This is a genomic window from Bradyrhizobium sp. Ken64, assembly GCF_055807555.1.
In genome coordinates this window covers 133208-157916 of record NZ_JBVVPA010000005.1, presented here as the reverse complement: position 1 = coordinate 157916, position 24709 = coordinate 133208, and the positions used below count along the sequence as shown (strand labels likewise).

Below are 24709 nucleotides of genomic sequence, written 5' to 3'. Positions count from 1 at the left end.
GTTTGTGTACAAACGGTATCGTCGCGACGTAGATTTTGAGCGGACCTGGAATTTCGCGAAGCTTTGGCCGCGGCGCTCGACGAGCCGACTTGGGAACGAGGATGACGCAGACACCGATCCGCATCACCGTGAACGGCAGGATCCACGAGATCACTGCGGCGCGAGACACGCCGCTGCTCTACGTGCTGCGCAACGATCTCGCGCTCAACGGTCCGAAATACGGTTGCGGCCTCGGTGAATGCGGCACCTGCACTGTCCTGATCGATGGCGCGGCGGCGCGCTCCTGCGTCATTCCGATCAGTGGCTGCGCCGGCCGCGACATCGTGACGCTCGAGGGGCTCGGTACCCGCGACAAGCCGGATGTGGTGCAGCAAGCCTTCATCGACGAACAGGCCGCGCAATGCGGCTACTGCCTCAACGGCATGATCATGACCACCAAGGCGCTGCTCGCGATCAATCCGCGGCCGACCGAACATGAGGCGCTGGCGGCGCTGCGCTACAATCTCTGCCGCTGCGGCACGCATGTCGAAATCCTGCGCGCGGTGATGCGCGCGTCGGGTCAACTCGCCGGGACCGCTGATTGATGGCCTCCCCTGTTTCGAACGGAGCTGAGCTGCCGCCGGGTTCGCTCGTCGTCGTCCGCATCGTGGACGAGTGCACATCCGAGACCTTCGTCCGCATCACCGCGGACGGTTCGGTCACAGCGTACAATGGTCATGTCGATCTCGGCACCGGCATCCGCACGGCGCTTGGCCAGATCGTGGCTGAAGAGCTCGACGTCTCCTTTGCCCGCGTCGTCGTGGTGCTCGGCGATACCGCAACGGTGCCGAACCAGGGCGCCACGATCGCCAGCGAGACCATCCAGATCACCGCCGTTCCCCTGCGCAAAGCTGCCGCGCAGGCGCGTCACTTCCTCATCGCACGTGCGGCCGAGCGGCTGGAGCTGCGGGCAGCCGATCTCAGGATCGAAGATGGCCTTGTGCGCGGGCACGACAATCGCAGCGTCAGCTATGGGGAGTTGATCGGCGGAGAGACCGTTCGTCTCGAGCTTGCCGACGACGTCGCCCTCAAGCCGGTCGGCGATTACGCCATTGTCGGCCAATCGATGCCCCGCGTCGACCTGCCTGCCAAGGCCACGGGCGAGCTGACCTTCGTGCACGACATCCGAGTATCCGGCATGCTGCACGGCCGCGTGGTGCGTCCGCCCTATGCCGGCGTCGACGCCGGCCCGTTCGTCGGCACCAGCCTGATTTCGGTCGACGAATCCTCGGTGCGCGACATTCCCGGCCTCATCGCCGTGGTGCGCATCGGCGATTTCCTAGGCGTCGTCGCGGAGCGCGAGGAGAACGCAATCCGTGCGGCCGAGCAGCTTGCGGTGAGCTGGCGACCGACGCCTGAACTGACGGATCTCGCCGACGTCGAGACGGCGTTGCGTGCCAATCCATCGACGCCGCGCACGCTGATCGACAAGGGCGATGTCGATACTGCCATTGCCGTCGCGGCCAAGCCGATGCAGCGCACTTACGTCTGGCCGTATCAGATGCATGCCTCGATCGGCCCGTCCTGCGCGGTCGCCGACTTCCAGGACGGCAACATCCGCGTCTGGTCGGGCACGCAGAACCCGCACGTGCTGCGCGCAGACCTGTCGCTGCTGATCGAGCGTCCCGAGAGCGAGATCGAGGTCATCAGGTTGGAGGCCGCCGGCTGCTACGGCCGCAACTGCGCCGACGATGTCACCGCGGACGCGCTGTTGCTCTCGCGCGCCGTCGGCCGGCCCGTGCGCGTGCAGCTGACGCGCGAACAGGAACACGCCTGGGAGCCCAAGGGCGCCGCGCAGCTCATCGACGTCAATGGCGGCCTGGACGCGAAGGGCGACGTCGCCGCCTACGATCTCGCCACGCGCTATCCGTCGAATGCCGCCCCGACGTTGGCGCTGTTGCTGACGGGGCGGATATCGCCGAAGCCGGACGTCCTCCAGATGGGCGACCGCACCGCGATTCCGCCTTACGATTACGACCACATGCGCGTCGTGGCGCACGACATGGCGCCGATCGTGCGCGCGTCCTGGTTTCGCGGCGTCTCGGCCCTGCCGAACACCTTTGCGCATGAATCCTATATCGACGAAGCCGCGACTGAGGCCGGCGTCGACCCGATCGAATATCGCCTGCGGTACCTGAAGGACCAGCGTGCCGTCGATCTCGTCCACGCGGTCGCCGAGCGCGCGGGCTGGACGCCGCGACCGGTGCGCGAAGAGAAAGACGGCGAGATCGTCCATGGGCGCGGCTTTGCCTATGCGCTCTACGTCCACAGCAAATTTCCCGGCTATGGCGCGGCGTGGTCGGCTTGGGTCACCGACGTTGCCGTGAACAAGGCGACCGGCGACGTCAGCGTGACGCGCGTGGTCGCCGGGCAGGACTCCGGATTGATGATCAACCCGGACGGCGTGCGCCACCAGATCCACGGCAACGTCATCCAGTCCACCAGCCGCGCGCTGATGGAGGAGGTCTCGTTCGAGCGCGGCGCAGTCGTGGCGCGGGAATGGGGCGCCTACCCGATCATCCCCTTCCCTGACGTGCCCAAGATCGACGTGTTGTTGCTGCCGCGGCCGGACCAGCCGCCGCTCGGCGTCGGCGAATCCGCCTCGGTCCCGAGTGCGGCTGCGATTGCGAACGCGATCTTCGATGCCACCGGCGTGCGATTTCGCGAGCCGCCGTTCACACCCGAGCGCATCCTGAAGGGGCTGCACGGCGCCGCCCCAGCCACGCCGCAGGCACTGCCCGCTCCGCCTGCGCCACAGCCGTCCCGTATCTGGGAGAATCCGTTCGCCAAACGCGCCGGCATCTTCGCGACCATCGCAGCGATCTGCACCGCGGCGATCGGCATCGGCGCGGCTCTTTTGCCTGGCCGCGCCATCGCGCCGATCGCGCGGCCTGACCCATCGGTCTATTCCGCAGCGACGATCGCGCGCGGACAACAACTGGCCGCACTCGGCAATTGCGCGGAGTGCCACACCATGATCGGCGGCGCGCTCAACGCCGGTGGCCGCGCGCTGGAGACGCCGTTCGGCACGATCTACGCGACCAACATCACGCCCGACGTCGAGACCGGCATCGGCGCCTGGTCCTATCCAGCGTTCGAGCGCGCGATGCGCGACGGGCTGCATCGCGACGGACGGCAACTCTATCCCGCCTTCCCCTACACGCATTTTTCGAAGACCGGCGACGCCGACATGCAGGCGCTTTATGCCTACCTGATGGCACAGCCGGCGGTGCGCACGACGCAGCCTGCGAATACGCTCGCCTTCCCGTTCAATCTCCGTCCGCTACTTGCCGGATGGAATGCGCTGTTCCACCAGACGCGGGAGTTCAAGCCCGACCCTGCCAAGTCCGAAGTCTGGAATCGCGGCGCTTATCTCGTCGAAGGTCTCGGCCATTGCAGCGCCTGCCATTCGCCGCGCAACGCGCTCGGCGCCGAGCAGCGTGGCGCCTATCTCGCCGGCGGCTTTGCCGAGGGCTGGGAGGCGCCGCCGCTGACCTCACTCTCGCACGCGCCGATCCCATGGAGCGAGGACGAGCTTTTCGCCTATTTGCGCACGGGCCACTCGCGATACCATGGCGTCGCCGCCGGGCCGATGGCGCCGATCGTCCGGGACCTCAAAGCCCTGCCCGACCAGGACATCCGCGCCATGGCCGTCTATCTCAACTCGTTCAATGACAGCGCGACCGGGACGCCGACGCAGGACGCACTCGCGACCGGGTTAGAAGCTTCCACGCAAGTCACGATGGCGTCCTCCAGCGGCGCGCGACTCTATCAGGGCGCCTGCGCCGTCTGCCATGAGGTCGGCGGCCTGCCGCTGTTCGGCAGCCGGCCTTCGCTGGCACTCAACAGCAACCTGCACAGCGCCGCATCGGACAATCTCGTGCAAATCATCCTGCACGGCATCGCCGGGCCGGTGTCGAGCGATCTCGGCTACATGCCGGCATTCAAGAACAGCATGAGCGATGCACAGGTCGAGGAACTCGTCACGTTCCTGCGTAAGCAGTTTGCACCGGACAGGCCAGCATGGACCGGCGTGAAGGAGACGATTGCGCGTGTGAGAGCCGCCACGAACTGAGCGCTACTTCTTGTGCTCCACCGGCGGCGTGCCGTGCGTGTGGAAGGACTCAATCGTCTTCAGGCCCCACGCCTGCCCCTTCTTGCGTTCCTCTTCCGTCCACACGATCGGCTTCCAGTCGGGCGCGAGGATGAGGCGCGCGCCGGCATTGGCGACTTCGACGCGGTTGCCGCCGGGTTCGTAGACATAGAGGAAGAAGGTCTGCTGGATCGCGTGCTTGTGCGGGCCGGTCTCGATGTGGATGCCGTTCTCCAGGAAGATGTCGGCGGCGCGCAGGATCTCCTCGCGGCTGTCGAGGGCGTAGGTGACGTGGTGGAAGCGGCCGGGCGTGCCGGAGTGATCAAGCGAGTAGGCAAAGTCGTAGCTCTTGTTCGACATCGTCAGCCACATCGCCGCTTCGCGGCCGTCGTTGAGCACGATCTGCTCGGTGAGGCGGCAGCCGAGATAATTTTCGAAGAACTCGCGGTTGGCCTTGATGTCCACGGCGAGGCAGTTGAGATGGTCGAGGCGCCGGACGTTGACGCCGCGCGCGGGAAAGCGCTGCGCCTGGTTCTTCAGCGCGGGCTTCAGCTCGGGCGGCACCTGATACCATTCGGTCTCGTAATAGAGCTCGACGATGTGTCCATCGGGATCGCGGCAGCGGAAGGTCGGCCCCTGTCCCATGTCGCCGTCGATCCAGCCGATATCGAAGCCGGATCCCTTCAGCGCCGCAACGCGGCGCTCCAGCGCCTGCTGGCTGCGCGCGCGCAGCGCCATGTGCTCCATGCCCGATGTCTTCGACGCCGTCAGTTTGAGCGAATAGCGCTCATAGTCGTCCCAGCCGCGCAAATAGACCGACTCGCCCTTTTGCCCGCTGACGGTCATGCCCATCACGTCGACGAAGAACTTCAGGCTCTCGTCCGGCTTCGGCGTCAGCAGCTCCATGTGGCCGAGATGAGCGAGATCGAGGATCGGTTCGGGCTGCATGGTGTCCTCCAAGGCGTGGCTTGCGATACGCTGGACCGGATCCCGCGATCTGGCGCCGGCTGCAATCCGCTCACGCGCCGGTAGGCGGCACCAGGCTGCCGGTTCATTTGTACTAATGTACAAATGATTAGGTCTCGTCAACAAATTCGTTCCAGCCGTGTCCTACCAAGATACTACTCAATCGGTCGCCGCCAATTCGCAGCTATGCGGAAGGCGCGAGACACTTGCGCGCGGCGATTTGTCATCCTCCCCCGGTTTATCTTGACGGCGGACGCTATCTCAAGGTGTATTGTTGGGAACCCGAGCTGCAGCCAATCGCTCGGTGCGCCGGGAGTTGGGGGAAGCTCGATGGCCAAGCAGTCCGGGAGCACGGAACCGGCCGGCAGTTCGCCGGGTAAAGGCATCGCAACGATTCGCGCGGCCGGTGTCCCCGATACGCCCGTCACCAATCCCGAACGACTCGCGCGCCTCGCGCAGGAATGGACATACCTTCTGCGGGTGCGCTCGCGCTGGGCATTCGACGTCGAGTTGCGCAAATCCATCGCCGAGCGCGCCGTCAAGGACCTCGCAGGCGTGGGCGTGTCGACCAAGCGTTTGCGCGAGCTGGCCACAGCCGAACGTATCGAGATCGAGGTGCACGACTGGGATCGCACGGATGCGAGGATCTGTGCGATCCATGAAGCGGCCTGTGAAATTCCCTGGGAATATCTGCTCAGCGCCGGCACGCGCGCGGAAGGCCGTTACCACAGCACCTTGATCTCGCGCCTGTTCGACAACGGGCTCGCGCAGGTCACCCCACACCCACCGACAGGTATGCTCTTCGTCGAGAGCGCGCCCGGACGCTTCTGGGACAAGTACGAGTTCGCGGACGAGGAAAAGCGCATCAGCGTCGCGATCGGTGCGATCGACAAACCGGACAACGACAAATACCGGACCATCGTTCGCACGCCCCAGACAAGTGAGCTCGCCAAGACAATCCACGGCTCGAAGTGGGAGGCGATCCACGTCACAGGCATAGATACTCATCAGGCCGCCTGGATCGTCGAAGATTTCTACGTGGACATGAAGACGAAGAACAAGCCGCTGTTCGACACGCTCATCGAACCCACCGGACGGCTGCCAGATGGAATGATCCTTCGCGAAGGTCACGAGAGCGAGCTACCCGTTCCCTACGGCGACCTTGCCAAGATCCTCGTGGGTCCGACGCCACCCCGGATAGTGACACTCAATCTCTATTATTCCGGCGCACGCATCGCGCGCGAGCTGGTCAGAAACAAGGCCCACGTGGCGCTCGGATTTCTCGACGAGATCGACGACGAGGTGGCGGAGCTGTTCTTCCAGGCATTCTACTGGAACTGGTTTCACGGAAAGGACGGACTGATCCTTTCGATCCCGGATGCATTCCTGAAGGCTTGGGAGGCGATGCCGTCGGACAAGGTTCACGGCACGTCAATCGTGATCTGGATGGGACGAAGCATTTTCGCGCCAGGCAGCGAGTCGATCATGAAACCGGCGGCGAGATCGCGTTCCGCCAAGAAGGCGTCTCCCCGGAAGAAGAGGGCAGCCAGATGATCCCGATCCAGGTCGACCTGGACGTGGCGGAGGCAATCAACTATTCCCTCCTGCACAACAACAGGCCCTTGCTCGACAAATTGACGCTGACGCGGCTGACCCAGAAGCCAGTCGAAGCGATCACGATTCAGGTCGAACTCTGCGTCGGCGCCGAGAACTACCCCTACCGTTACACGATCCCGCTCATGGAGGAGTTGCAGCTGCCGCTGTCCTCCGACGTGATCATCCCTCTCACCGCCAGCTTGAGCCGTTCGCTGCACGAGCGAGTGCAGTCCGCCGTTTACGTCAAGGTGACGTGTGGGGGACAGACGGTGTTCGAGGACACCAGGCGCGTCACGTTGATACCCGTGGACGAATGGCTCGACGACACCAAGAACAATCCCTGGCTGCCGTCCTTCGTGTTGCCGAGGGATCCGGCGATCCTTGCGATCATCCACGCCTCCCGGCGTTACCTGGTCGGCATTCTGGACGACCCCGGCGCAGGGTTCGACGGCTACCAGCAGGGCGAACAGCACGCCGTCGATCGCCAGGTTCAGGCCATCTGGACCGCGCTCGTCAACGAATATCGTCTGCAGTACATCAACCCTCCCCCCGCCTATTCGGAGCAGACGCAGCGGCTGCGCACCCCCAGCGAGATCATCGCTTCCAACACCGGCACCTGCATCGACCTGGCGCTGTTGCTCGCCTCGTGCCTCGAATATGTCGGCATCTTCCCGGTCGTGGTATTGCTCACCGGTCATGCCTTCGTCGGCTACTGGCGGTCCGAGGAGGCGCACGATGACTTCGTGGGCGTGGCGAAGGTGCCCGCCACGGTGCCGACCGTCGGCGATGCCGCGACCCGCAATGCGGGCTTGTGCTACGTCGATCCTTACGGCTGGAGACTCACCAAGATGAGTTACGCCGAGATCATGGCCTATGTGACGTCGGGCGACCTCGTGATGCTGGAAGCCACCTACCTGACCGGTGCCTACAGCTTCAAGGACGCGCAAACCGAAGGACGGGCCAATCTGCGCAGCCAAAAGGAATTCGACAGCCTGCTGGACATCCAGCACGCACGAAGCCTGAACGTCACCCCGCTTCCGATCATCAATGAATGACGGCATCGAACATGTCACAGTTTGTTGCGGAAGACCCCGGACGTTTCCTGTCGCAGATCAAGGCGGCCGAGGATAACGATGACCTGTTTGTGCCCCTCTATGTCGATCATGACGAGAGGATGGACTCCGTAGCCGGCCTGCGCCGACGCAGGCGGCGCGCTTCCAACACACCCGACGACAACATCCTCGCGGCTTCCCTGGTCGAGGAAAACGGTGTGCTGCGATGGTATGACGGCGTTCCGGCACGCGCGGAAGCGCCGCAGCGCCGTCGTCGCGCACGGCGGGCCGGAGGGCCGCCGCCGCTTCCCGATCAGACGGTGATCCTGACCAAGGAGTTTCCAAGACTCCAGCCGAACAGGGCTGCCGCGGCCATCGGCGCCATCGACATGCGACTCAACTCCGCAATCGATGTTTCGCTGCGGTCACACATACGCCAGTTGCGGGGCGGTCCGTCCAACTTCGTCATCGACGCTGCCGATGCCCATGGACCATTCAAGGGGCGGACCCTGCTGCTGGTCCACGGGACCTTCTCGAACGCCGTCAACATGATCGGCGAGTTCCAGGCGACTGCCGATGGCCAGGCGTTTCTCGGGGCCGCCCTGAACGGACCCGACAAGTACGATCAGGTTCTCGTTTTCGAGCACGCGACCCTTGCCGTCAGCCCGGTTCTGAATGCGCTCGAGCTCGGACGCGCATTCGTCGATGCAACGGGACAAGTTGACGTCGTCGCCCATAGCCGCGGCGGCTTGATCGTGCGGTGGTGGCTGGAGGCGTTCGGCCGCTCGCTCGCCGCCACGACCCGCGTCGTGTTTGCCGGCTCGCCACTCCACGGCACCTCGCTCGCCGCGCCCGACAAGCTCCAGCACGCACTGAGCCTGCTTTCCAATATCGGTACCTTCGCCGAGAAGACGTTACAGCTCGCCGGTGGCGCCAATCCGTTCCTGTGGGTCGCCGGCAAGCTAGTCGAGGTGGTGATGACCGTCACCGGCACGCTTGCACACACGCCGCTCCTTGATGGGCTGGTCGCGCTCGTTCCGGGGTTGTTCGGGCAATCCATGATCGAGAACAATTACGAGCTCAATCTGCTGCGGCTCGGTCCTTGTACGACGCAGCCCGCCTACTTCGTCGTCCAGTCGAATTTCGAGACGGAGAATCCCGGCTGGCAGTTCTGGAAAAATTTCAGGGCGCTGCGGATCGGCGACCTGGCCGCCGACGAAATCTTTCCCAACAAGAACGATCTCGTTGTCGATACGGTCTCAATGTCGGACCTGGGAGCGACGGGCTTCCCGCTCGCGATCCAGGGCGTCGAGGATTTCGGTAACTCGCCCGACGTTTGGCACTGCAATTACTTTCGTCAGACCAGAACGATCGGCTTCATCCGGCGCAGCTTGGCCTAGGTTGCCGGCACTGACAGCTTCGTCGCATGCTCGCGGAACAGCGCACGCAATTGCCGGCGCAGCGGCACCAGCGGCTTCGACGGTGCACCGAGCTCGCCCGACGGCGCAATCAGATAGGCCTGAGCCTCGTCCTCGATGACATGTTGCGCGTAACCGGCCTTTGCAATCTGCCGCTCCAGCGCACGGGTATCGTATGAGCGCATCGCCTCACGAACTCCCTTGCGGTAGCCGGCATCGGTGAAGAACAGCGCATGTGCGAGTTCGTGCGTCAGGGTGCTGCCGTGGCCTTGGTAGATCCCGATCACGTAGAAGCGTCCGCGCAGCCGTTCGAAAAAGCGAAGCAGACGCCTCTCCTTCCGCGTGAGCGGATCGAACGCGCCGGTATAGAACGGAGCGAATGCCGTCGAAGGCACGTTGAAACCGGACCAGTCCTGATAGTAGGTGAAATTGCCGTATTGTTCCGCATACCAGTCCATGTACTGCTCTAGCGAGAAAATGCGCCCGTGGAACTCCGGCGACTCGTAGTGCTCCTGCACGCGCAGAAAGGTCGACGTCAGCTCATATTGTGTCTTGAAGCGAAGCAGGTAGATGCCCGGGCCAACCCGCTGCTTCACGATCTTTTCCGACATCCGCTACGTCTCTCTCCACGGCCGCTTCGGGCCGCACCGATTCCACTCCGCCTCTTGGCATATGGTAAACTATTCCTTAACCCACCCGCACACCAACCGGCCGGGAAAAAGCAGCATTCTCGCCGTTTCTGCCCACAAGTATGTATTGGGAACAAACCTCGCACCCGAATTGTCGCGGATTTAACGAAGCGCCGGCGCCTGCCGCTTAACCGTTTGTCCAGCGACGGCCGTGCATAGTCCGGGCAACCCGTTGCTCTTGTCAGGTTCATTCATTGTGACATCCTTTGGACGCGTGATTTCGGTTCGCGGATCGCTCGCCCGGGTCGGGCTGCTGGCTGAAAGCCGGATGCCGGTCTCGGAAGTGCGGGCAACCGTCGGCCGCTTCGTCAGTATTCGCTGCGCCAGTTCGGTCATCGTCGCGATGATCACCGAGGTGTCCTGCGAGAACCTCTCGAGCAACGACAATTTGATCGCCATCGCCTCGGTCGACCTGCTCGGCGAAATCCTCAACGCGACTGGCAAGGCCAAATTCCAGCGCGGCGTCACCAACTATCCGACCATCGGTGATTCGGTCGACCTGATCACGAGCCAGGAGCTGCGCACGATCTACGCGCCCACCGGTTCCGACCAGATCAATGTCGGCTTCCTTCAGCAGGACAGCTCCGTCGTCGCCTATGTCGACATCGAGGAAATGCTCTCCAAGCACTTTGCGGTGCTGGGATCGACCGGCGTCGGCAAATCGACCGGCGTGTCGCTGCTGCTCAACGAGATCCTCAAGGCGCGCCCGAACCTGCGCATCTTCCTGCTCGACGTGCACAACGAATATGGCCGCTGCTTCGGCGACCGCGCGCTGGTGCTCAACCCGCGCAATCTGAAACTGCCGTTCTGGCTGTTCAATTTCGAGGAAATCGTCGACGTGCTGTTCGGCGGCCGCGCCGGCGTGCCCGAGGAGCTCGACGTCCTCGCCGAGGTGATTCCGCTCGCCAAGGGCGTCTACACCCAATATCAGAACACCGACCGCATCGGCCTGAAGCGCATCGATCCCAAGCAGATCGGCTACACCGTCGATACGCCGGTGCCCTATCGCCTGGTCGATCTGATGTCGCTGATCGACGAGCGCATGGGCAAGCTCGAGAATCGCTCCTCGCGCATCATCTATCACAAGCTGATCTCCCGCATCGAAGCGGTCCGCAACGACCCGCGCTACGCCTTCATGTTCGACAACGCCAATGTCGGCGGTGACACCATGGCCGAGGTGATCAGTCATCTGTTCCGCCTGCCGGCCAACGGCAAGCCGATGACGGTGATGCAGCTCGCCGGCTTCCCGGCCGAGGTCATCGATTCCGTCGTCTCGGTGCTTTGCCGCATGGCCTTCGACTTCGGCCTGTGGAGCGACGGCGTTTCGCCGATGCTGTTCGTCTGCGAAGAGGCTCACCGCTACGCCTCCGCCGATCGCAATGTCGGCTTCGGGCCGACTCGCAAGGCGGTGTCGCGCATCGCCAAGGAAGGCCGCAAATACGGCGTCTATCTCGGCCTCATCACCCAGCGTCCGGCCGAGCTCGACGCCACCATCATCTCCCAGTGCAACACGCTGTTCACGATGCGCCTTGCCAACGAGCGCGACCAGGCGCTGCTGCGCGCCGCGGTGTCGGACGCGGCCGCGAACCTGCTCTCGTTCGTACCTTCGCTCGGCACCCGCGAAGTGCTGGCCTTCGGCGAAGGTGTCGCGCTGCCGACGCGGCTGCGCTTCAAGGAGGTGCCGCCGCATCAATTGCCGCGCGGCGAAGCGACGATCAGCAGCGTGCCCTCGGTCACCTCCGGTCACGACATGCATTTCGTCGGCGCCGTGCTCGAGCGCTGGCGCGGTGCCACCTCGCAGCGCGACGTGCCGAACGATCCGGTATTCTCGGCGCCGCCCGCGAAAACGCTCTCCAACGTCGAGGCCCCGATGCTGCAACCGTCGATGGGGCTGGATCCGGACCGCTTCTCGCTGCTGAAGAAGCCGCTGCGGTAAGGGGCGGATACCGCTTCGGCAAACTCCGCCGTCAGGCCCGCGAAAGCGGGCATCCAGTACGCCGCGGCTTCTCCGTATCCCATCGCTGTCTCTGGAATACTGGATCGCCCGATTAAATCGGGCGATGACACTGAGTGTGTGGCACGTTGAGGCGACCGCCAGCATCGACTAATGTTCGGTGCCCCCGATCCGGAAAACAAGCCAATGACAAAAACCGCCGCGCAACGCTTCCCCGCTCCCGCTCTCGATGCGCTCCCTGACGACATCCGCACACGTCTCCTCGCCGTGCAGGAGAAAAGCGGCTTCGTGCCGAACGTGTTCTTGACGCTGGCCTACCGCCCGGACGAGTTCCGCGCCTTCTTCGCCTACCACGACGCGCTGATGGAGAAGGACGGCGGCCTCACCAAGGCCGAGCGCGAGATGATCGTGGTCGCGACCTCGGCGGCCAATCAGTGCCAGTATTGCGTGATTGCGCACGGCGCGATCCTGCGCATCCGCGCCAAGAACCCCCTGATCGCGGACCAGATCGCCACGAACTACCGCAAGGCCGACATCACGCCGCGGCAAAAGGCGATGCTCGACTTCGCGATGAAGGTCTCGGCCGATGCGCAGCGGATTTCCGAGGACGATTTCACCGCGCTCGCGCCGCATGGGTTCAGCGACGACGACATCTGGGACATCGCCGCAATCTCCGCCTTCTTCGCACTGTCGAACCGGCTGGCGAATTTCACCGGCATGCGGCCGAATGACGAATTCTATCTGATGGGACGGCTGCCGAAGAAATGACCGACCGCCGAGCGCTGAAGAAACGGGTCGCCGACAAATGCAGCGGATGAGTTCCCGTTTGACGGGAACTCTGCGTTTTTGCAATCGCACACGTTTAATTAAGAATCTCACCCTCAACTAGCACAAACGCTTTGGCACAACTTGCGTAGTTTCCATCACCGGAGACGTGGATGAGTCGTGCCTGTTGAGGGGCTGCTCATGAACGTGCGGGCATTTGTTATCGCGACCTGTATTGGCACGGCTTTCTTCGCGGCCGGATACGCATGGAACTATCAGCCCGAAATCATCAACGCGAACGAGATATGGAGCATGTTCGAATCGGAGCATGGCAAGGCGCGGGCTGCCGTCTTGCGCGTCCTCGTTGCGCCGAATTCAGCTCACTTCAACGGCCTGCGAACGATCGATGCAGACCAGGCAAGATACGTATGCGGCTCCGTAAAAGCGATGGATAAAGAGAGGCAGTATGTCGAGGCCGCGTTCGTTTACACCGTCGCGATCGATTTTGCCCGTGTCGACGACGACGGCCGGATGACGTCGCAGCGCTCTGCTTACAAGCCCTGCCCAGGCGCGGCCGACGACAAGATTGCCGACCAGAACTCACTGATATCGCCAGGCGCGCTGTCGATGATCAAGACCGTCGAAAAAATGATCCCCAAGTCCAACGGCGGAACGATGGAACAACAGCTTGGCCAGCTGGCCGGACAGACAGCGGCAGTCGCGCCAGGTTCGGCGGACGCGCGGAGATCGGCCGGCACGTCGGGTTCGGCAGCCTCAGCAGGGGCTGGATGGGCACCAGCAGCCCAGCATTCAAGTTCGGGCGTGGAGGCGCGACAAGCAGATGAACTGACGTGGCGTGTCGATCAGCCTCCGGCCGCATGGCCGAATTTCCCCTCGGACCATCCGCTGGTGAAATCGGCGCAGAAGCGGACGAGCGCCGAGGCCCTGGCTTTCGCAACAGATATCGAGGCTCGCTGGGAGCAAGCCAAATCATCCGGCGTTCCGGCCAAGCGTCCTTCGCCTGAGGAGATCAAGGAGGCATGCCGCGCGCTACTTACGATCGATCCCACGGACAAGGATTATCCGCGAGCCTGGGCCGCCTTTGTGCGGCTGCGCAAAATCGATCGCGACGCCGTTGGTTGAACCGGCGTGAATCTGTCCTAGCGCTTCGCCATCAACTCGAGCGCCGGGGCAAAGCGCTCGGAGAACGTCAATGTCTTGGCATGGTGAACTGCGGCAAACGATGCCGATATCCCGGCTGAAGCGACCACGAGCAGGGCAACGGCGAAAACCAGACGGCGCATTTCGGCCTCCTATGAGAGCTCGACGACTCAAACAGATGGCACGGCTTTGTTTCAGCACGGCTTCGCGCGGACGGAAGATGGTTTCGCTCAAGAGGCTGTGATCAGGCCCGCTTTGCGGGGCCGCATGCCGGACCGACGCGAGCGTTGCGCCTAATCATCGTCAGCCGGACCGCACCAGCCGGGCAGATAGATCGCGTCCTTGCTCTTGGCTGAGGACATCGCCTTCTCGAGCGCCTTGTCGAAATTGGCATCCACGGCCTTGCGCGACAGCTTTCGGCGCAGATAATCGGCCCACAGGAATTCGGAGAAGGGGGTTATGTCCTTGGCGAAGCCGCCCATGCGGCGCAGCTCGCCGGCAAGGCTCCGGAAAGGATCGTCCTTGAGATCGACGACGGATTTGGGCAAATCGCGGAACGGTCGCCGTTCGCCCTTGGCGTCGTAGGGGTAGACCCAGCGCTTGTTGTCCATCACGCCCCAGAACGCTTCGCGTTCGACCATCCTGAGGTCGCCGACGATGGTGACCAGCACCTCCTTGACGCCCTCGTCGTGCAGCGCGCGACCGAGATGATGATGGTCGATCACGTAATAGCGCTCGTCGGGGCCATGCACGACGGGGATCATATGCTTGCCGAGCAGATCGGCCTGCTTCTTCTTGTCGTGCTCGCGCCAGCGCTTGCGCTTCTCCTTGACCTCGCGCATCCCGACCGTCATCTGCGTCGGCCGCAGCGACAGGATCGACACCGGATGCACTCTCGGTTCGCGCGTATTGGTCATGGTCGAAAGGCCCTTAACATGGTTGCAGCTGCGTGGTCAGGTTCCCTCGACTATGCCATGGGCATCGCGTCGGCAAAACGCATTAGGCCCGGCGGAGATTATTGCATCGCACCCTTCTGCATGCCCGGCACGACCGCGGTTCCGCGGTCATACGTTCGCAGCCCTGCAGGATAGTGCGAACGCGCAATGCACGTGCGCGTTGAGAAGATTTTCTGCAACGCGTTCACCACGTATGCTATCTAAAATCGCTGCTTCGGAGTGATCTCTGCACCATGACAAACCGGCGGCCCATAAGCTCGGATGATGAGCACCGGGTGCTCCAGTTCAGGCCGCGCACCTCGCCTTCCCCGACGGGCTACCGCGGCAACGCTAGCGTGCAGCAATTGCGCGTCGCGCCCGAGCCGCTCGACCTGTCGCGCTACGAGCAGCCCCGCACTGAACCGGACGATTTCCGCCATCGCATGCTCGCCAACGTCGCGGCGCTGGCCTTCACCATCGCACTGACCGCGATCGGGATCTGGCTCGCGGTGAGCATCGCCGACCTGCGCCGGACCCAGGATTGCGTGCTGATGGGCCGCCGTGACTGCGTCAAGATCACGACGCCGCACATCTAAGGAAGACGTCTGGCGAGGCGCGCCGACGGTCCTTCGGCGGAAACGGCTCAGCCGGGGCGTCCCTAGTCCTGTCCCCACACCCGCCGGCTCCATTGAACTCAGGGCGACGCTCCGATATACGGGCTCTCGACCCGGCCAGAGGGGGGTTGAGGGCGTCATCGGGGCGCGATGCCCACCCACCGTTCCACTCTGGACAATCTGAAAAATATCCGCAATCTATCAAAGGCTTAGTGATGTCCTCCACATTCGATCAGGTCGCTACGATCATCGCTGAAACCTGCGACATCCCGCGCGACACGATCACGCCGGATAGCCATGCCATCGATGACCTCGGCATCGACAGCCTCGATTTCCTGGACATCGCGTTCGCGATCGACAAGCAGTTCGGTATCAAGCTGCCGCTGGAAAAGTGGACCCAGGAGGTCAACGACGGCAAAGCGACCACCGAGCAGTATTTTGTGCTGAAAAACCTGTGCGCCCGCATCGACGAACTGGTTGCGGCCAAGGGCGCGAGCGCCTAAGGGCGCGGTCATGCAACTCGAATACTTCCACATGATAGATCGCGTCGTCGACCTCAACGTCGACGCGAAGACGATTGTCGTCGAGGCTCAGGTCCCAATGGAGAGCACCATCTTCGAGGGGCACTTCCCGGGCTATCCCCTGATGCCCGGCGTGCTCCTGATCGAATCGATGGCGCAGGCCTCCGGCTGGCTTCAGCTTGGCGTGCTCAAATTCGAGCGCATGCCGATCCTGGCTGCCGTCAAGGAGGCCAAGGTCCGCGGCTCGGTCTTCCCCGGCGATCTCATGAGCATCGAGGCGAGCCTGGCCCATCAGGGCTCGGGCTACGCCGTGACCGAAGCCAAGATCAAGGTCGGCGGCAAGCTGCGCGCGAATTCGACGCTGACCTTCACGCAGATTCCCTTTCCCCATGCGGATATGCGCGCTCACATGGACGCGGTCGCCAAACGCGTCGGCTTTCCGCAACAGGCCGTATCGCCATGACCGAGACTGCTTCGAAGCCCGCCCAGACGGAAGTCTGGATCACCGGCATTGGCCTGGCCACCTCGCTCGGAGAGGGCCTGGACGCCAACTGGGCCGCGCTTCAGGAGAAGCGCATCAATGTCGACGAGAAGGGGTTTGCGCCCTACATCGTGCACCCCCTGATGCCTGTTACCTTCGACAGCCAGATTCCGAAGAAGGGCGACCAGCGCCAGATGGAAGCCTGGCAGCGCATCGGCACTTATGCGGCCGGGCTTGCGCTCGACTCCGCCGGGATCAAGGGCAACAAGGACATCCTGTCGAAGATCGACATGGTGGTCGCCGCCGGCGGCGGCGAGCGCGATCTCAACGTCGACACCGGCGTGCTCACGGCCGAGGCCAAGGGCGCCAACGCGCCCGGTTTCCTCAACGAGCGGCTGATGAGCGATCTCAGGCCGACGCTTTTCCTGGCCCAGCTCTCCAACCTGCTCGCCGGCAACATCGCCATCGTGCACGGCATCGGCGGCACCTCGCGCACTTTCATGGGTGAAGAGGTTGCCGGCGCCGATGCCGCCCGCATAGCATTGTCGCGCATCGCCTCCGGCGAGAGCGACATCGCGTTGATCGGCGGCTCGCACAATGGCGAGCGCAAGGACCTGATGGTCCTGTACGAATTCGGCGACTTCAATCTCAAGGACAAGTTCGCACCCGTGTGGGCGCGCAAGGACCACGCCGGCTTCGCGCTCGGCTCGGCTGGCGCGTTCCTGGTGCTGGAATCGAAGGCGCATGCGGAAGCGCGCGGCGCAAAGCCATTCGCGAAGCTGTCGAGCGTCGTTGCCGACCTTGCCCGCCGCAAGACCCCCGGCGACATGGCCGCGACGCTGGAGAAGCTTTGGGCGAAGTTGCCGAAGCGCGACGGCAAGGGCGCGATCATATCCGGTGCGACCGGCGCGGAGCCGGCGACATCGGAAGAGCGCGGCTTCCTGAAGGGCCACGCCGAGTTCCCGGTGCGCTCGACCGGTACGATGTTCGGCCACACCATGGAGACGCAATTCCCGCTCGGCATCGCACTCGCCGCACTGTCGATCTCGCGCGGCGCGCTGTTTCCGCCGAACGATTCCACGGGCACCGAGATTGAAATGCAGGGAGCGCCCACCCAGATTGTGGTGGTGGGGGCCGGACACTGGCGCGGCGAAGGCATGGCGCTGGTCGAGGCAGTAAGCTAAAGCGCGTTGCGCTTCGGCAGGTTATTGTTTGGGCATGATCTTCTCGAAAAACCGCGTCACGCTTTTTCGGATCATGCTCCAGCTCAAGCGGGGATCGACATGACTGCACCACGCGACAAACTCGGGCGTCCCGTCGTCGTCGTCACCGGCATGGGAATCATGACCTCGCTCGGCAACGGCAAGACCGACAATTGGGCGAAGCTCGTCGCCGGCGAATCCGGCATCCGCACCATCACGCGCTTTCCGGTCGACGGCCTGAAAACCACGATGGCCGGCACGGTGGATTTTGTCAGCGTCGATCCGTTCTCCTCCACCGGCCTGTCCGAGCGGATGGCCGAACTGGTGACGCAGGAGGCGCTGGACCAGGCCGGCATCGGCGCCAAGGCGGATTTCCCGGGTCCTCTCTTCCTTGCGGTCGCACCTGTCGAGGTCGAATGGCCGCAGCGCCGCGAGCTCGGCCGCGCCGTCGGTAAGCCCGACTTCAATTACGACGATCTGCTGCGCATCTCCGGCGGCGGCAAGTACAGCGCCTATCACCACCGCTTCATGTTCGGTTCGGTCGCGGCCTACCTCGCGGAGACCTTCGGCACCAAGGGTTCGCCGATCTCGTTGTCGACGGCCTGCGCTTCGGGCGCGACCTCGATCCAGCTCGGCGTCGAGGCGATCCGCCGCGGCGAGACCGATGCCGCGCTGTGCGTGGCGACCGACGGCACCGTGAACCCGGAGGCGCTGGTGCGCTTCTCGCTGCTCTCGGCGCTGTCGACCCAGAACGACCCGCCGCAGGCGGCCTCCCGTCCCTTCTCCAAGAACCGCGACGGTTTTGTCATGGCCGAAGGCGCCGGTGCGCTGGTGCTCGAAAGCTATGAAGCCGCCACCGCGCGCGGCGCAAAAATCCTCGGCGTGATCGCCGGCTGCGGCGAGCTCACCGATTCCTTCCATCGCACCCGCTCCTCGCCCGACGGCAAGCCGATCATCGGCTGCATGAACAAAACGCTGGCCGATGCCGGCATGACGCCGGACCAGATCGACCACATCAACGCGCACGGCACCGCGACGCCCGAGAACGACAAGATGGAATACAATACGACGTCGGCCGTATTCGGCGATCTCGTCTCGAAGATCCCGGTCACCTCCAACAAGTCGATGGTCGGCCACACCATCTCGGCCGCCGGCGCGGTCGAGGCGATCTTCTCGCTGCTGACGCTGGAGCATCAGCGCATCCCGCCGACGATCAACTACGACAATCCGGATCCCACGATCCTGTTCGACGTCGTCGGCAACAAGGCACGCGATGCCCGCGTCACCGCAGTGATGTCGAACTCGTTCGGCTTCGGCGGCCAGAACGCCTCGCTGATCCTGACCCGCGAACCGGCCTGACCGGACGCATGGCGCTGCTTCCTGCGAGGACGAAGGCCCGCGCGCGGGAGACGGCCAAGTCGATCGGTGGAGGCCTGATCGGCGCTGCCACCGTCGGCATGTTGCGCACCACGCGATATTTCGATCCGGCCAAGACCTCGGACTTTTTCGCACGCGTCACCAAACTGATCGGCCCGCGCCTGCGCGAGCACCGCATCGGCCGCGCCAATCTCACCGCGGCGTTTCCGGACAAGTCGCCCGAGGAAATCGAATCCATCCTGATGGGCGTCTGGGACAATCTCGGTCGCGTCGGCGCCGAATTCGCCCACATGGACCACGTCTGGGATTACGACCGCGATCATCCGGAAAACAGTCGAATCGAATTGCCCAGGCGCAGCATCGAGCTGTTCGACGGCATCCGCGACGACGGCAAGCCGGCGTTGATCTTCGCCGCGCATCTGGCCAATTGGGAATTGCCGGCGCTCGCCGCCGTCGCACACGGGCTCGATGCGGCGATCCTCTACCGCCGCCCGAATATCGCCTCCGCCGACCGCATCATCCAGGAGATGCGCCAGGTCAACATGGGTACGCTGATCCCGGCGGGGCGCGACGCGCCGCTGCGGCTCGCGCAGGCGCTCAAGGACGGCAAGCACGTCGCGATGCTGATCGACCAGTATCTGACCGGCGGCGTCGAGGTCACCTTCTTCGGCCGCAAGACCCGCGCCAATCCGATGCTGGCGCGCCTGTTGCGGCAGGTCGAATGCCCGATCCACGGCGTTCGCGTCATCCGCCTGCCCGGCGGCCGCTTCACCGCCGAGATCACCGAAGAGGTCCAGCCGGTGCGCGACGCCGACGGCAAGATCGACATCCAGGGCACCACGCAGGCGATCACGAGCGTAGTGGAAGGCTGGGTCCGCGAGCATCCCGAGCAGTGGCTGTGGCTGCACCGCAGGTGGCGGTGATCTTGTTCCGTCATTGCGAGCGACTTGTCCGCCGTAGAATCCCTCTGCGGACAGATTCTGGATTACTTCGTCGCTTCGCTCCTCGCAATGACCGGCGCGATTACCTTCCCGTCTTCACCTTCGTCCACAGCCGGTTGATAACCCGCTGGGTCGCCGGATCGCGCGCCGTGATGACGAACAATTTTGCGAGCGTCGCCTCGTCCGGATAGATATTCTTGTCGTTCAGGATCTTCGGGTCGACCAGCTTCTGGCTGGCGAGGTTGCCGTTGGCGTAGGACAGGAAGTCCGTGTTCTTGGCGGCCACGTCCGGACGGTAGAGATAGTTGATCAGCTCGTAGGCTTCCTTGACGTTCCTCGCATCCGCCGGGATTGCGAGATTGTCGAAGAACATCTGCGCGCCCTCCTTCGGGATGGCGTAGCCGATCTCGATGCCGCTTTTGGCTTCGGCAGCGCGGGCGCGGGCCTGCATGATGTCGCCGGACCAGCCGACCACGAAGCAGATCTCGCCGGTGGCAAGCGCGCTTAGATATTCGGACGAATGAAACTTGCGCACGGAGGGCCGCACCTTGGCGACGACATCGGCGGCCTTGTCGAGGTCGGCCTGCTTGGTCGAGTTCGGATCGAGCCCGAGATAATTCAACGCCGCCGGAAAGATGTCGTCGGCGGAATCCAGCATGTGGACGCCGCAGTCTTTGAATTTCGCGAGGTTCTCCGGCTTGAACACGATGTCCCAGCTCTCGATCTTCGCATCCGCTCCGAGAATCTGCTTCAGCTTGGCGACGTTGTAGCCGATGCCCGTCGTGCCCCACATGTAATTGGCGGCGTAGACATTGCCGGGGTCGTAGATCGCGAGACGTTCGGTCACCACCGGCCAGGCATTGGCCAGGTTCGGCAGCTTCGACTTGTCGAGCTTCTGGAAGATGTTGGCCTTGATCTGGCGCTGGAGGAAATAGGCGGTGGGCACCACGACGTCATAGCCGGACTTGCCGGCCATCAGGCGCGTCTCCAGGGTCTCGTTGGCGTCAAAAGTGTCGTAGACCACCTTGATGCCGGTCTCCCTGGTGAAGGCCTCGAGGACGTCGGGCGCCACGTAGTTCGACCAGTTGTAGAAGTTGACGACGCGCTCCTCGGCCCCTGCGGGGGCGGAGAGCAACGTCAGCGCGGTGGCGATCGCGAGGCCAAAACCAAAGCGGCTGACGTTCGTCATCTCCCCTACCTCTTGCGCCCGCGCACCGCGTCCGACAGCCGCTCCAGCGCGGTGTCGAGCGTCTCGTCCTTCTTGGCAAAGCAGAAGCGCACCACCGAGGTCACGGGGTCCTGCTCGTAGAACGCCGACACCGGGATTGCCGCGACCTTGTAGTCCTTCACGATCCGCCAGCAGAAATCTGTGTCGCTCTCGTTCAGCCCAAGCGGGGACAGGTCGACGGTGAGGAAGTAGGTGCCCTGTGATTTCAGCACCGGGAAGCCGAGGCTCTCCAGTCCCTTGGCGAGGCGGTCCCTGCTCCGCGCCAGGTCCTTGCGCATCGACAGGAAATACTCGTCCGGCTTGCCAAGGCCGTAGGCAACGGCGGCCTGGAGGTTCGGCGCGGTGGTGAAGGTCAGGAACTGGTGCACCTTGGCGGCAACGCGCAGCAACGGCGGCGCGGCGCAGACGAAGCCGATCTTCCAACCCGTCAGCGAGAAGATCTTGCCGGCCGAGCCGACCTTGATGGTGCGGTCCCGCATGCCGGGGATGGTGATCAGCGGGATATGCTTGTGCTCGTCGAAGGTGACGTGCTCCCAGACCTCGTCGCAGATCGCGATGACGTCGAACTCCTGGCAGTAGCGCGCCAACAGCTCGAGGTCCTCGCGCGGAAACACCACCGCGGACGGATTCAGAGGATTGTTGAAGAGCACCGCCTTGGTCTTTGAATTGAAGACGCTTTTCAGCATGTCCTCATTCAGCCGCCAGTGCGGCGGCTCGAGCCGGACCAGGCGCGGAATGCCGCCGGCCTGGCGGATGATCGGCAGGTAGGAATCGTACACCGGCTGGAAGCACACCACCTCGTCACCGGGCTGGACCACGGCGAGGATGGCCGAGGTCAGGGCCTCGGTGCCGCCGGAGGTCACCATCACCTCGCTCATCGGATCGAGCTCGAGGCCGTGCCAGTGGCCGTAATGGGTCGCGATCGCCTGGCGCAGTTCCGGCAGACCCATCATCGACGGATACTGGTTGTAGCCGTTCAGCGAGGCCTCGGCCGCGGCGCGGCGGATGTCCTCAGGCCCGGGATCGTCGGGAAAGCCCTGGCCAAGATTGATGGCGGCATTGTCGCGCGCCGCCTGGGACATTGCCTCGAAGATGGTGACGGGAAGGTCCGCGAAGACCTTGTTGAGGGACGAGCTCTTGGACATCGGCGGGGTCAACCGCCGACCTTGCTGGGAAGACCCGCCGCCTTCCAGCCCAGCATGCCGCCGGCCAGATGCTTGTCGTAAGGCAGGCCCGCGGCCTGCGCCGCCAGCGAGGCCGTCACCGAACGCTTGCCCGAGCGGCAGGCGAACACGACCTCCTTACCCTCCGGATCGGGGATCGCTTTGGGATCGAAAGTCGAGAGCGGCACGACCACGCCGTAGGGATAGGCCTCAGCCTCGACCTCGTTCGGCTCGCGGACGTCGACGAGGAGGTAGCGCCCTTCCGCGACACCGTTGGAGACCTCGTCCGGGGTCAGATCCTGTACTTGATTTGCCACATCATCCTCCAACGTCGCGGGCCGCTGCCGGAGCGATCCCGGCGGCCGGCAACCTCGCCTCTCGGCCGGTGAAAATCAAGCGCTACAAAGGCTTGAGCTGCCTTGCGCAAGTTAAAGCTAAATCGCAGCGACTTGAAGCGCGACCTTCAAATGGAGGATCAGATCGTCACTTCAGATGGTGACCTGGGTGCCGACCTCGACGACGCGGCCGGAGGGGATCTGGAAATAGTCGGTGGCGTCGTTGGCGGAACGGCTGAGCGAGATGAACAACCGGTCCTGCCAGCGCGGCATGCCGGAATGGGCGGCCGGCTTGAGCGCCCTCCGCGACAGGAAGAACGAGGTCGACATGATGTCGAACTGCCAGCCGAGCTTGCGGGCGATCGCCAGCGCCTTCGGCACGTTGGGCGATTCCATGAAGCCGAACTTCAGCGTCACCTTGGAGAAGGTCGGCGAGATCTGCTCCAGCTTCACCCGCTCGGCCGGATCGATGCGCGGGGTCTGCGCGGTTTCGATGGTCAGAATGACGTTCTTCTCGTGCAGCACCTTGTAGTGCTTCAAACTATGCATCAAGGCGGTCGGGGCGCTGAGGGGATCGCTGGTCAGGAACACGGCGGTGCCGGGCACGCGCTGCGGCGGCCGCTTCTCCAGCATGGCCACGAGGTCGGCGAGCGGGAATTCGAGCTTGCGCGACTTCTCGAACAGCAGCCGGCTGCCGCGCCGCCACGTGTACATCAGGATGATCATGAGTGCGCCGAGCGCCAGCGGCACCCAGCCGCCCTCGAACACCTTGAGCAGATTGGCGGCGAGGAAGGTGAGGTCGAGGAACAGGAACGGCGCGATCAGGGCGGCAGCCGTGAACGGCGACCACCGCCAGACCTTCCAGATCACCACGAAGCCCATCAACGCCGTGACCACCATGGTCCCGGTAACGGAGATGCCGTAGGCCGAGGCCAGCGCGCTGGAGGAGCGGAACAAGAGCACCAGCAGGACCACCGCGACCAGCAGGAGCTGGTTGATGCGCGGGATGAAGATCTGGCCGGAATGGGCTTCGGACGTATGGCGAATTTCAAAGCGCGGCAACAGACCGAGCTGGATCGCCTGACGCGTCAGCGAATAGGCACCGGTGATGACCGCCTGGCTCGCGATAACAGTTGCGGCGGTCGCCAGCACGACCATGCAGCCGCGGAAAAAACCTTGCGGAAAGAGCTGGAAGAACGGGCTCACGATCGCGCCGGGGTCGCCGAGCACGAGGGCACCCTGCCCCAGATAGTTCAATGCCAGCGACGGCAGCACGATGAACAGCCAGGCGGTCTGGATCGGCCGCTTGCCGAAATGGCCGAGGTCGGCGTAGAGCGCCTCGGCACCGGTGACCGCCAGGAACACCGCGCCGAGCGTCACGAAGCCGATGATGCCGTGGTGGATCATGAAGGACACGGCGTAGAGCGGGTTCAGCGCCAACAGCACCTGCGGCTGCTGGATGATCGGGTGGATCGCCGCGATCGCGATCACCGCGAACCAGACGCACATGATCGGGCCGAAGAAGGCGGCGACGCGAGCGGTGCCGCGGGACTGCACGGCAAACAGACCGACCAGGATGATCACGGTCAGCGGTACGATGTAGGGCTCGAAGTGCAGCGTGATGTCCTTCATGCCTTCGATCGCCGACAGCACCGAGAGCGCCGGCGTGATCACGGCGTCGCCGTAGAACAGGGCGCCGGAAATGATGCCGAGCATGACGATGGTTGTTCCGCGGGTGCCGACTGCGCGCTGGGCCAGCGCCATCAGCGCCAGCGTGCCGCCCTCGCCGTTGTTGTCCGCGCGGAGCAGGATCACGACGTATTTGAGCGTCACCACGACGATGAGCGCCCACAGGATCAGGGAGAGCACGCCGAGCACCGCCGCCGGCGTCGGCAACCCCTCCGCGCCAGAAGCCGCCATCACCGCCTCGCGGAACGCGTAGAGCGGGCTGGTGCCGATGTCACCGTAGACGACGCCGATGCTGCCGAGTGTCAGCGCACCGAATCCGGCGGTGGTGTGGGCATCGCCATGCCCATTGGCCGCCGCCGTTTCCGGGGCGGAAATCGCTACGTCACTTGTCATGGGAGAGCCTGATGGCCTCTAAAAATGCTTCACTGCACAACGGCGGAGGAGCGCGCGGCTTATAGTCCTGCGCTGCCGGCATAGCCTAGCCCGATTT

Annotated in this window: 22 protein-coding genes; 14 read left to right on the top strand and 8 right to left on the bottom strand. The window is 63.9% G+C overall.

Annotated features, from left to right (window positions below; translation table 11 throughout):
- Positions 1–101: 101 nt before the first annotated feature.
- Both AC0L2F_RS11050 and AC0L2F_RS11045 read left to right on the top strand, forming a co-directional pair.
- A complete protein-coding gene (locus tag AC0L2F_RS11050; RefSeq protein WP_007608875.1) occupies positions 102–584 on the top strand; it encodes a (2Fe-2S)-binding protein in 483 nt (160 codons plus the stop codon).
- Positions 584–4114: a molybdopterin cofactor-binding domain-containing protein gene (locus tag AC0L2F_RS11045; RefSeq protein WP_473248380.1), complete on the top strand. Its 3531-nt coding sequence runs from the start codon at positions 584–586 to the stop codon at positions 4112–4114. The genes AC0L2F_RS11050 and AC0L2F_RS11045 overlap by 1 nt, the downstream gene beginning before the upstream one ends.
- A 3-nt stretch (positions 4115–4117) precedes the next feature.
- Here AC0L2F_RS11045 and AC0L2F_RS11040 read toward each other — a convergent pair whose 3' ends face one another.
- Positions 4118–5080 carry a catechol 2,3-dioxygenase gene (locus tag AC0L2F_RS11040; protein WP_473248379.1) on the bottom strand — a complete coding sequence of 321 codons (963 nt, stop codon included), beginning with the start codon at positions 5078–5080 and terminating at the stop codon, positions 4118–4120.
- A 348-nt stretch (positions 5081–5428) separates the two neighbouring features.
- Between AC0L2F_RS11040 and AC0L2F_RS11035 the strand changes: the two genes are divergently transcribed.
- The 3 genes from AC0L2F_RS11035 to AC0L2F_RS11025 are packed head-to-tail and all read left to right on the top strand — an operon-like array spanning position 5429 to position 9146.
- A complete protein-coding gene (locus AC0L2F_RS11035; RefSeq protein ID WP_473248378.1) occupies positions 5429–6652 on the top strand; it encodes a hypothetical protein in 1224 nt (407 codons plus the stop codon).
- Positions 6649–7749 carry a transglutaminase-like domain-containing protein gene (locus tag AC0L2F_RS11030; protein WP_473248377.1) on the top strand — a complete coding sequence of 367 codons (1101 nt, stop codon included), beginning with the start codon at positions 6649–6651 and terminating at the stop codon, positions 7747–7749. The genes AC0L2F_RS11035 and AC0L2F_RS11030 overlap by 4 nt, the downstream gene beginning before the upstream one ends.
- 11 nt (positions 7750–7760) lie before the next feature.
- Positions 7761–9146, top strand: a complete 1386-nt coding sequence (locus AC0L2F_RS11025; protein ID WP_473248376.1) for an esterase/lipase family protein — start codon at positions 7761–7763, stop codon at positions 9144–9146.
- Here the strand turns inward: AC0L2F_RS11025 and AC0L2F_RS11020 are convergent.
- On the bottom strand, positions 9143–9775 hold the full coding sequence (locus AC0L2F_RS11020) for an ABC transporter ATP-binding protein (RefSeq protein WP_473248375.1): 633 nt from the start codon (positions 9773–9775) through the stop codon (positions 9143–9145). The two genes, AC0L2F_RS11025 and AC0L2F_RS11020, sit on opposite strands and share 4 nt — an antisense overlap.
- Before the next feature lie 274 nt (positions 9776–10049).
- On the opposite strand from AC0L2F_RS11020, the gene AC0L2F_RS11015 reads away from it, so the two are divergent.
- The 3 genes from AC0L2F_RS11015 to AC0L2F_RS11005 all read left to right on the top strand — a co-directional run bounded on the left by AC0L2F_RS11015 (position 10050) and on the right by AC0L2F_RS11005 (position 13715).
- Positions 10050–11789 carry an ATP-binding protein gene (locus AC0L2F_RS11015; RefSeq protein WP_007608866.1) on the top strand — a complete coding sequence of 580 codons (1740 nt, stop codon included), beginning with the start codon at positions 10050–10052 and terminating at the stop codon, positions 11787–11789.
- Between the two features lie 204 nt (positions 11790–11993).
- Positions 11994–12575, top strand: coding sequence for a peroxidase-related enzyme (locus tag AC0L2F_RS11010; RefSeq protein ID WP_473248374.1), 582 nt, complete (start codon positions 11994–11996; stop codon positions 12573–12575).
- A gap of 198 nt (positions 12576–12773) precedes the next feature.
- Entirely contained in the window at positions 12774–13715 is a 942-nt protein-coding gene (locus AC0L2F_RS11005; RefSeq protein WP_473248373.1) for a hypothetical protein, read from the top strand.
- Between the two features lie 17 nt (positions 13716–13732).
- Here AC0L2F_RS11005 and AC0L2F_RS11000 read toward each other — a convergent pair whose 3' ends face one another.
- The gene (locus AC0L2F_RS11000; RefSeq protein ID WP_007608861.1) at positions 13733–13876 is read right to left on the bottom strand and encodes a hypothetical protein; all 144 of its coding nucleotides are present in this window, start codon (positions 13874–13876) and stop codon (positions 13733–13735) included.
- Between the two features lie 150 nt (positions 13877–14026).
- Positions 14027–14650, bottom strand: a complete 624-nt coding sequence (locus AC0L2F_RS10995) for a ParB-like protein (RefSeq protein ID WP_007608860.1) — start codon at positions 14648–14650, stop codon at positions 14027–14029.
- Between the two features lie 272 nt (positions 14651–14922).
- Here AC0L2F_RS10995 and AC0L2F_RS10990 point away from each other — a divergent pair, with 272 nt between their 5' ends.
- The 6 genes from AC0L2F_RS10990 (at position 14923) to AC0L2F_RS10965 (ending at position 19786) form a co-directional block, all read left to right on the top strand.
- Positions 14923–15264, top strand: a complete 342-nt coding sequence (locus AC0L2F_RS10990) for a hypothetical protein (protein WP_007608858.1) — start codon at positions 14923–14925, stop codon at positions 15262–15264.
- Between the two features lie 233 nt (positions 15265–15497).
- Entirely contained in the window at positions 15498–15785 is a 288-nt protein-coding gene (locus AC0L2F_RS10985) for an acyl carrier protein (protein WP_007592476.1), read from the top strand.
- Positions 15786–15795: 10 nt separating this feature from the next.
- The gene (locus AC0L2F_RS10980; protein WP_007608856.1) at positions 15796–16266 is read left to right on the top strand and encodes a 3-hydroxyacyl-ACP dehydratase FabZ family protein; all 471 of its coding nucleotides are present in this window, start codon (positions 15796–15798) and stop codon (positions 16264–16266) included.
- Positions 16263–17468: a beta-ketoacyl-ACP synthase gene (locus AC0L2F_RS10975; RefSeq protein ID WP_007592478.1), complete on the top strand. Its 1206-nt coding sequence runs from the start codon at positions 16263–16265 to the stop codon at positions 17466–17468. The genes AC0L2F_RS10980 and AC0L2F_RS10975 overlap by 4 nt, the downstream gene beginning before the upstream one ends.
- A gap of 99 nt (positions 17469–17567) precedes the next feature.
- On the top strand, positions 17568–18845 hold the full coding sequence (locus tag AC0L2F_RS10970) for a beta-ketoacyl-ACP synthase (protein ID WP_007608847.1): 1278 nt from the start codon (positions 17568–17570) through the stop codon (positions 18843–18845).
- An 8-nt stretch (positions 18846–18853) separates the two neighbouring features.
- The gene (locus AC0L2F_RS10965) at positions 18854–19786 is read left to right on the top strand and encodes a lipid A biosynthesis lauroyl acyltransferase (RefSeq protein WP_007608845.1); all 933 of its coding nucleotides are present in this window, start codon (positions 18854–18856) and stop codon (positions 19784–19786) included.
- A gap of 100 nt (positions 19787–19886) precedes the next feature.
- On the opposite strand, the gene AC0L2F_RS10960 is transcribed toward AC0L2F_RS10965, so the two are convergent.
- The 4 genes from AC0L2F_RS10960 to AC0L2F_RS10945 all read right to left on the bottom strand — a co-directional run bounded on the left by AC0L2F_RS10960 (position 19887) and on the right by AC0L2F_RS10945 (position 24612).
- Positions 19887–20993: a polyamine ABC transporter substrate-binding protein gene (locus AC0L2F_RS10960; RefSeq protein WP_473248372.1), complete on the bottom strand. Its 1107-nt coding sequence runs from the start codon at positions 20991–20993 to the stop codon at positions 19887–19889.
- Positions 20994–20998: 5 nt separating this feature from the next.
- Positions 20999–22177: an aminotransferase gene (locus AC0L2F_RS10955; RefSeq protein WP_063992863.1), complete on the bottom strand. Its 1179-nt coding sequence runs from the start codon at positions 22175–22177 to the stop codon at positions 20999–21001.
- 8 nt (positions 22178–22185) lie between these two features.
- Positions 22186–22512 carry a rhodanese-like domain-containing protein gene (locus AC0L2F_RS10950; protein ID WP_007608840.1) on the bottom strand — a complete coding sequence of 109 codons (327 nt, stop codon included), beginning with the start codon at positions 22510–22512 and terminating at the stop codon, positions 22186–22188.
- Between the two features lie 171 nt (positions 22513–22683).
- A complete protein-coding gene (locus AC0L2F_RS10945) occupies positions 22684–24612 on the bottom strand; it encodes a potassium transporter Kup (RefSeq protein ID WP_007608837.1) in 1929 nt (642 codons plus the stop codon).
- Positions 24613–24709 lie beyond the last annotated feature (97 nt).

What these genes read in the sequence shown, in the direction of transcription:
- AC0L2F_RS11005 (WP_473248373.1), top strand. Translation starts at nt 12,774, where the DNA reads ATGAACGTGCGGGCATTTGTTATCGCGACCTGTATTGGCACGGCTTTC.
- AC0L2F_RS10975 (WP_007592478.1), top strand. Translation starts at nt 16,263, where the DNA reads ATGACCGAGACTGCTTCGAAGCCCGCCCAGACGGAAGTCTGGATCACC.
- AC0L2F_RS10945 (WP_007608837.1), bottom strand. Translation starts at nt 24,612, where the DNA reads ATGACAAGTGACGTAGCGATTTCCGCCCCGGAAACGGCGGCGGCCAAT.
- AC0L2F_RS11035 (WP_473248378.1), top strand. Translation starts at nt 5,429, where the DNA reads ATGGCCAAGCAGTCCGGGAGCACGGAACCGGCCGGCAGTTCGCCGGGT.
- AC0L2F_RS11030 (WP_473248377.1), top strand. Translation starts at nt 6,649, where the DNA reads ATGATCCCGATCCAGGTCGACCTGGACGTGGCGGAGGCAATCAACTAT.
- AC0L2F_RS11020 (WP_473248375.1), bottom strand. Translation starts at nt 9,775, where the DNA reads ATGTCGGAAAAGATCGTGAAGCAGCGGGTTGGCCCGGGCATCTACCTG.
- AC0L2F_RS11010 (WP_473248374.1), top strand. Translation starts at nt 11,994, where the DNA reads ATGACAAAAACCGCCGCGCAACGCTTCCCCGCTCCCGCTCTCGATGCG.
- AC0L2F_RS10960 (WP_473248372.1), bottom strand. Translation starts at nt 20,993, where the DNA reads ATGACGAACGTCAGCCGCTTTGGTTTTGGCCTCGCGATCGCCACCGCG.
- AC0L2F_RS11000 (WP_007608861.1), bottom strand. Translation starts at nt 13,876, where the DNA reads ATGCGCCGTCTGGTTTTCGCCGTTGCCCTGCTCGTGGTCGCTTCAGCC.
- AC0L2F_RS11040 (WP_473248379.1), bottom strand. Translation starts at nt 5,080, where the DNA reads ATGCAGCCCGAACCGATCCTCGATCTCGCTCATCTCGGCCACATGGAG.
- AC0L2F_RS10985 (WP_007592476.1), top strand. Translation starts at nt 15,498, where the DNA reads ATGTCCTCCACATTCGATCAGGTCGCTACGATCATCGCTGAAACCTGC.
- AC0L2F_RS10965 (WP_007608845.1), top strand. Translation starts at nt 18,854, where the DNA reads ATGGCGCTGCTTCCTGCGAGGACGAAGGCCCGCGCGCGGGAGACGGCC.
- AC0L2F_RS11025 (WP_473248376.1), top strand. Translation starts at nt 7,761, where the DNA reads ATGTCACAGTTTGTTGCGGAAGACCCCGGACGTTTCCTGTCGCAGATC.
- AC0L2F_RS10970 (WP_007608847.1), top strand. Translation starts at nt 17,568, where the DNA reads ATGACTGCACCACGCGACAAACTCGGGCGTCCCGTCGTCGTCGTCACC.
- AC0L2F_RS10995 (WP_007608860.1), bottom strand. Translation starts at nt 14,650, where the DNA reads ATGACCAATACGCGCGAACCGAGAGTGCATCCGGTGTCGATCCTGTCG.
- AC0L2F_RS10955 (WP_063992863.1), bottom strand. Translation starts at nt 22,177, where the DNA reads ATGTCCAAGAGCTCGTCCCTCAACAAGGTCTTCGCGGACCTTCCCGTC.
- AC0L2F_RS11050 (WP_007608875.1), top strand. Translation starts at nt 102, where the DNA reads ATGACGCAGACACCGATCCGCATCACCGTGAACGGCAGGATCCACGAG.
- AC0L2F_RS11045 (WP_473248380.1), top strand. Translation starts at nt 584, where the DNA reads ATGGCCTCCCCTGTTTCGAACGGAGCTGAGCTGCCGCCGGGTTCGCTC.
- AC0L2F_RS10980 (WP_007608856.1), top strand. Translation starts at nt 15,796, where the DNA reads ATGCAACTCGAATACTTCCACATGATAGATCGCGTCGTCGACCTCAAC.
- AC0L2F_RS10990 (WP_007608858.1), top strand. Translation starts at nt 14,923, where the DNA reads ATGACAAACCGGCGGCCCATAAGCTCGGATGATGAGCACCGGGTGCTC.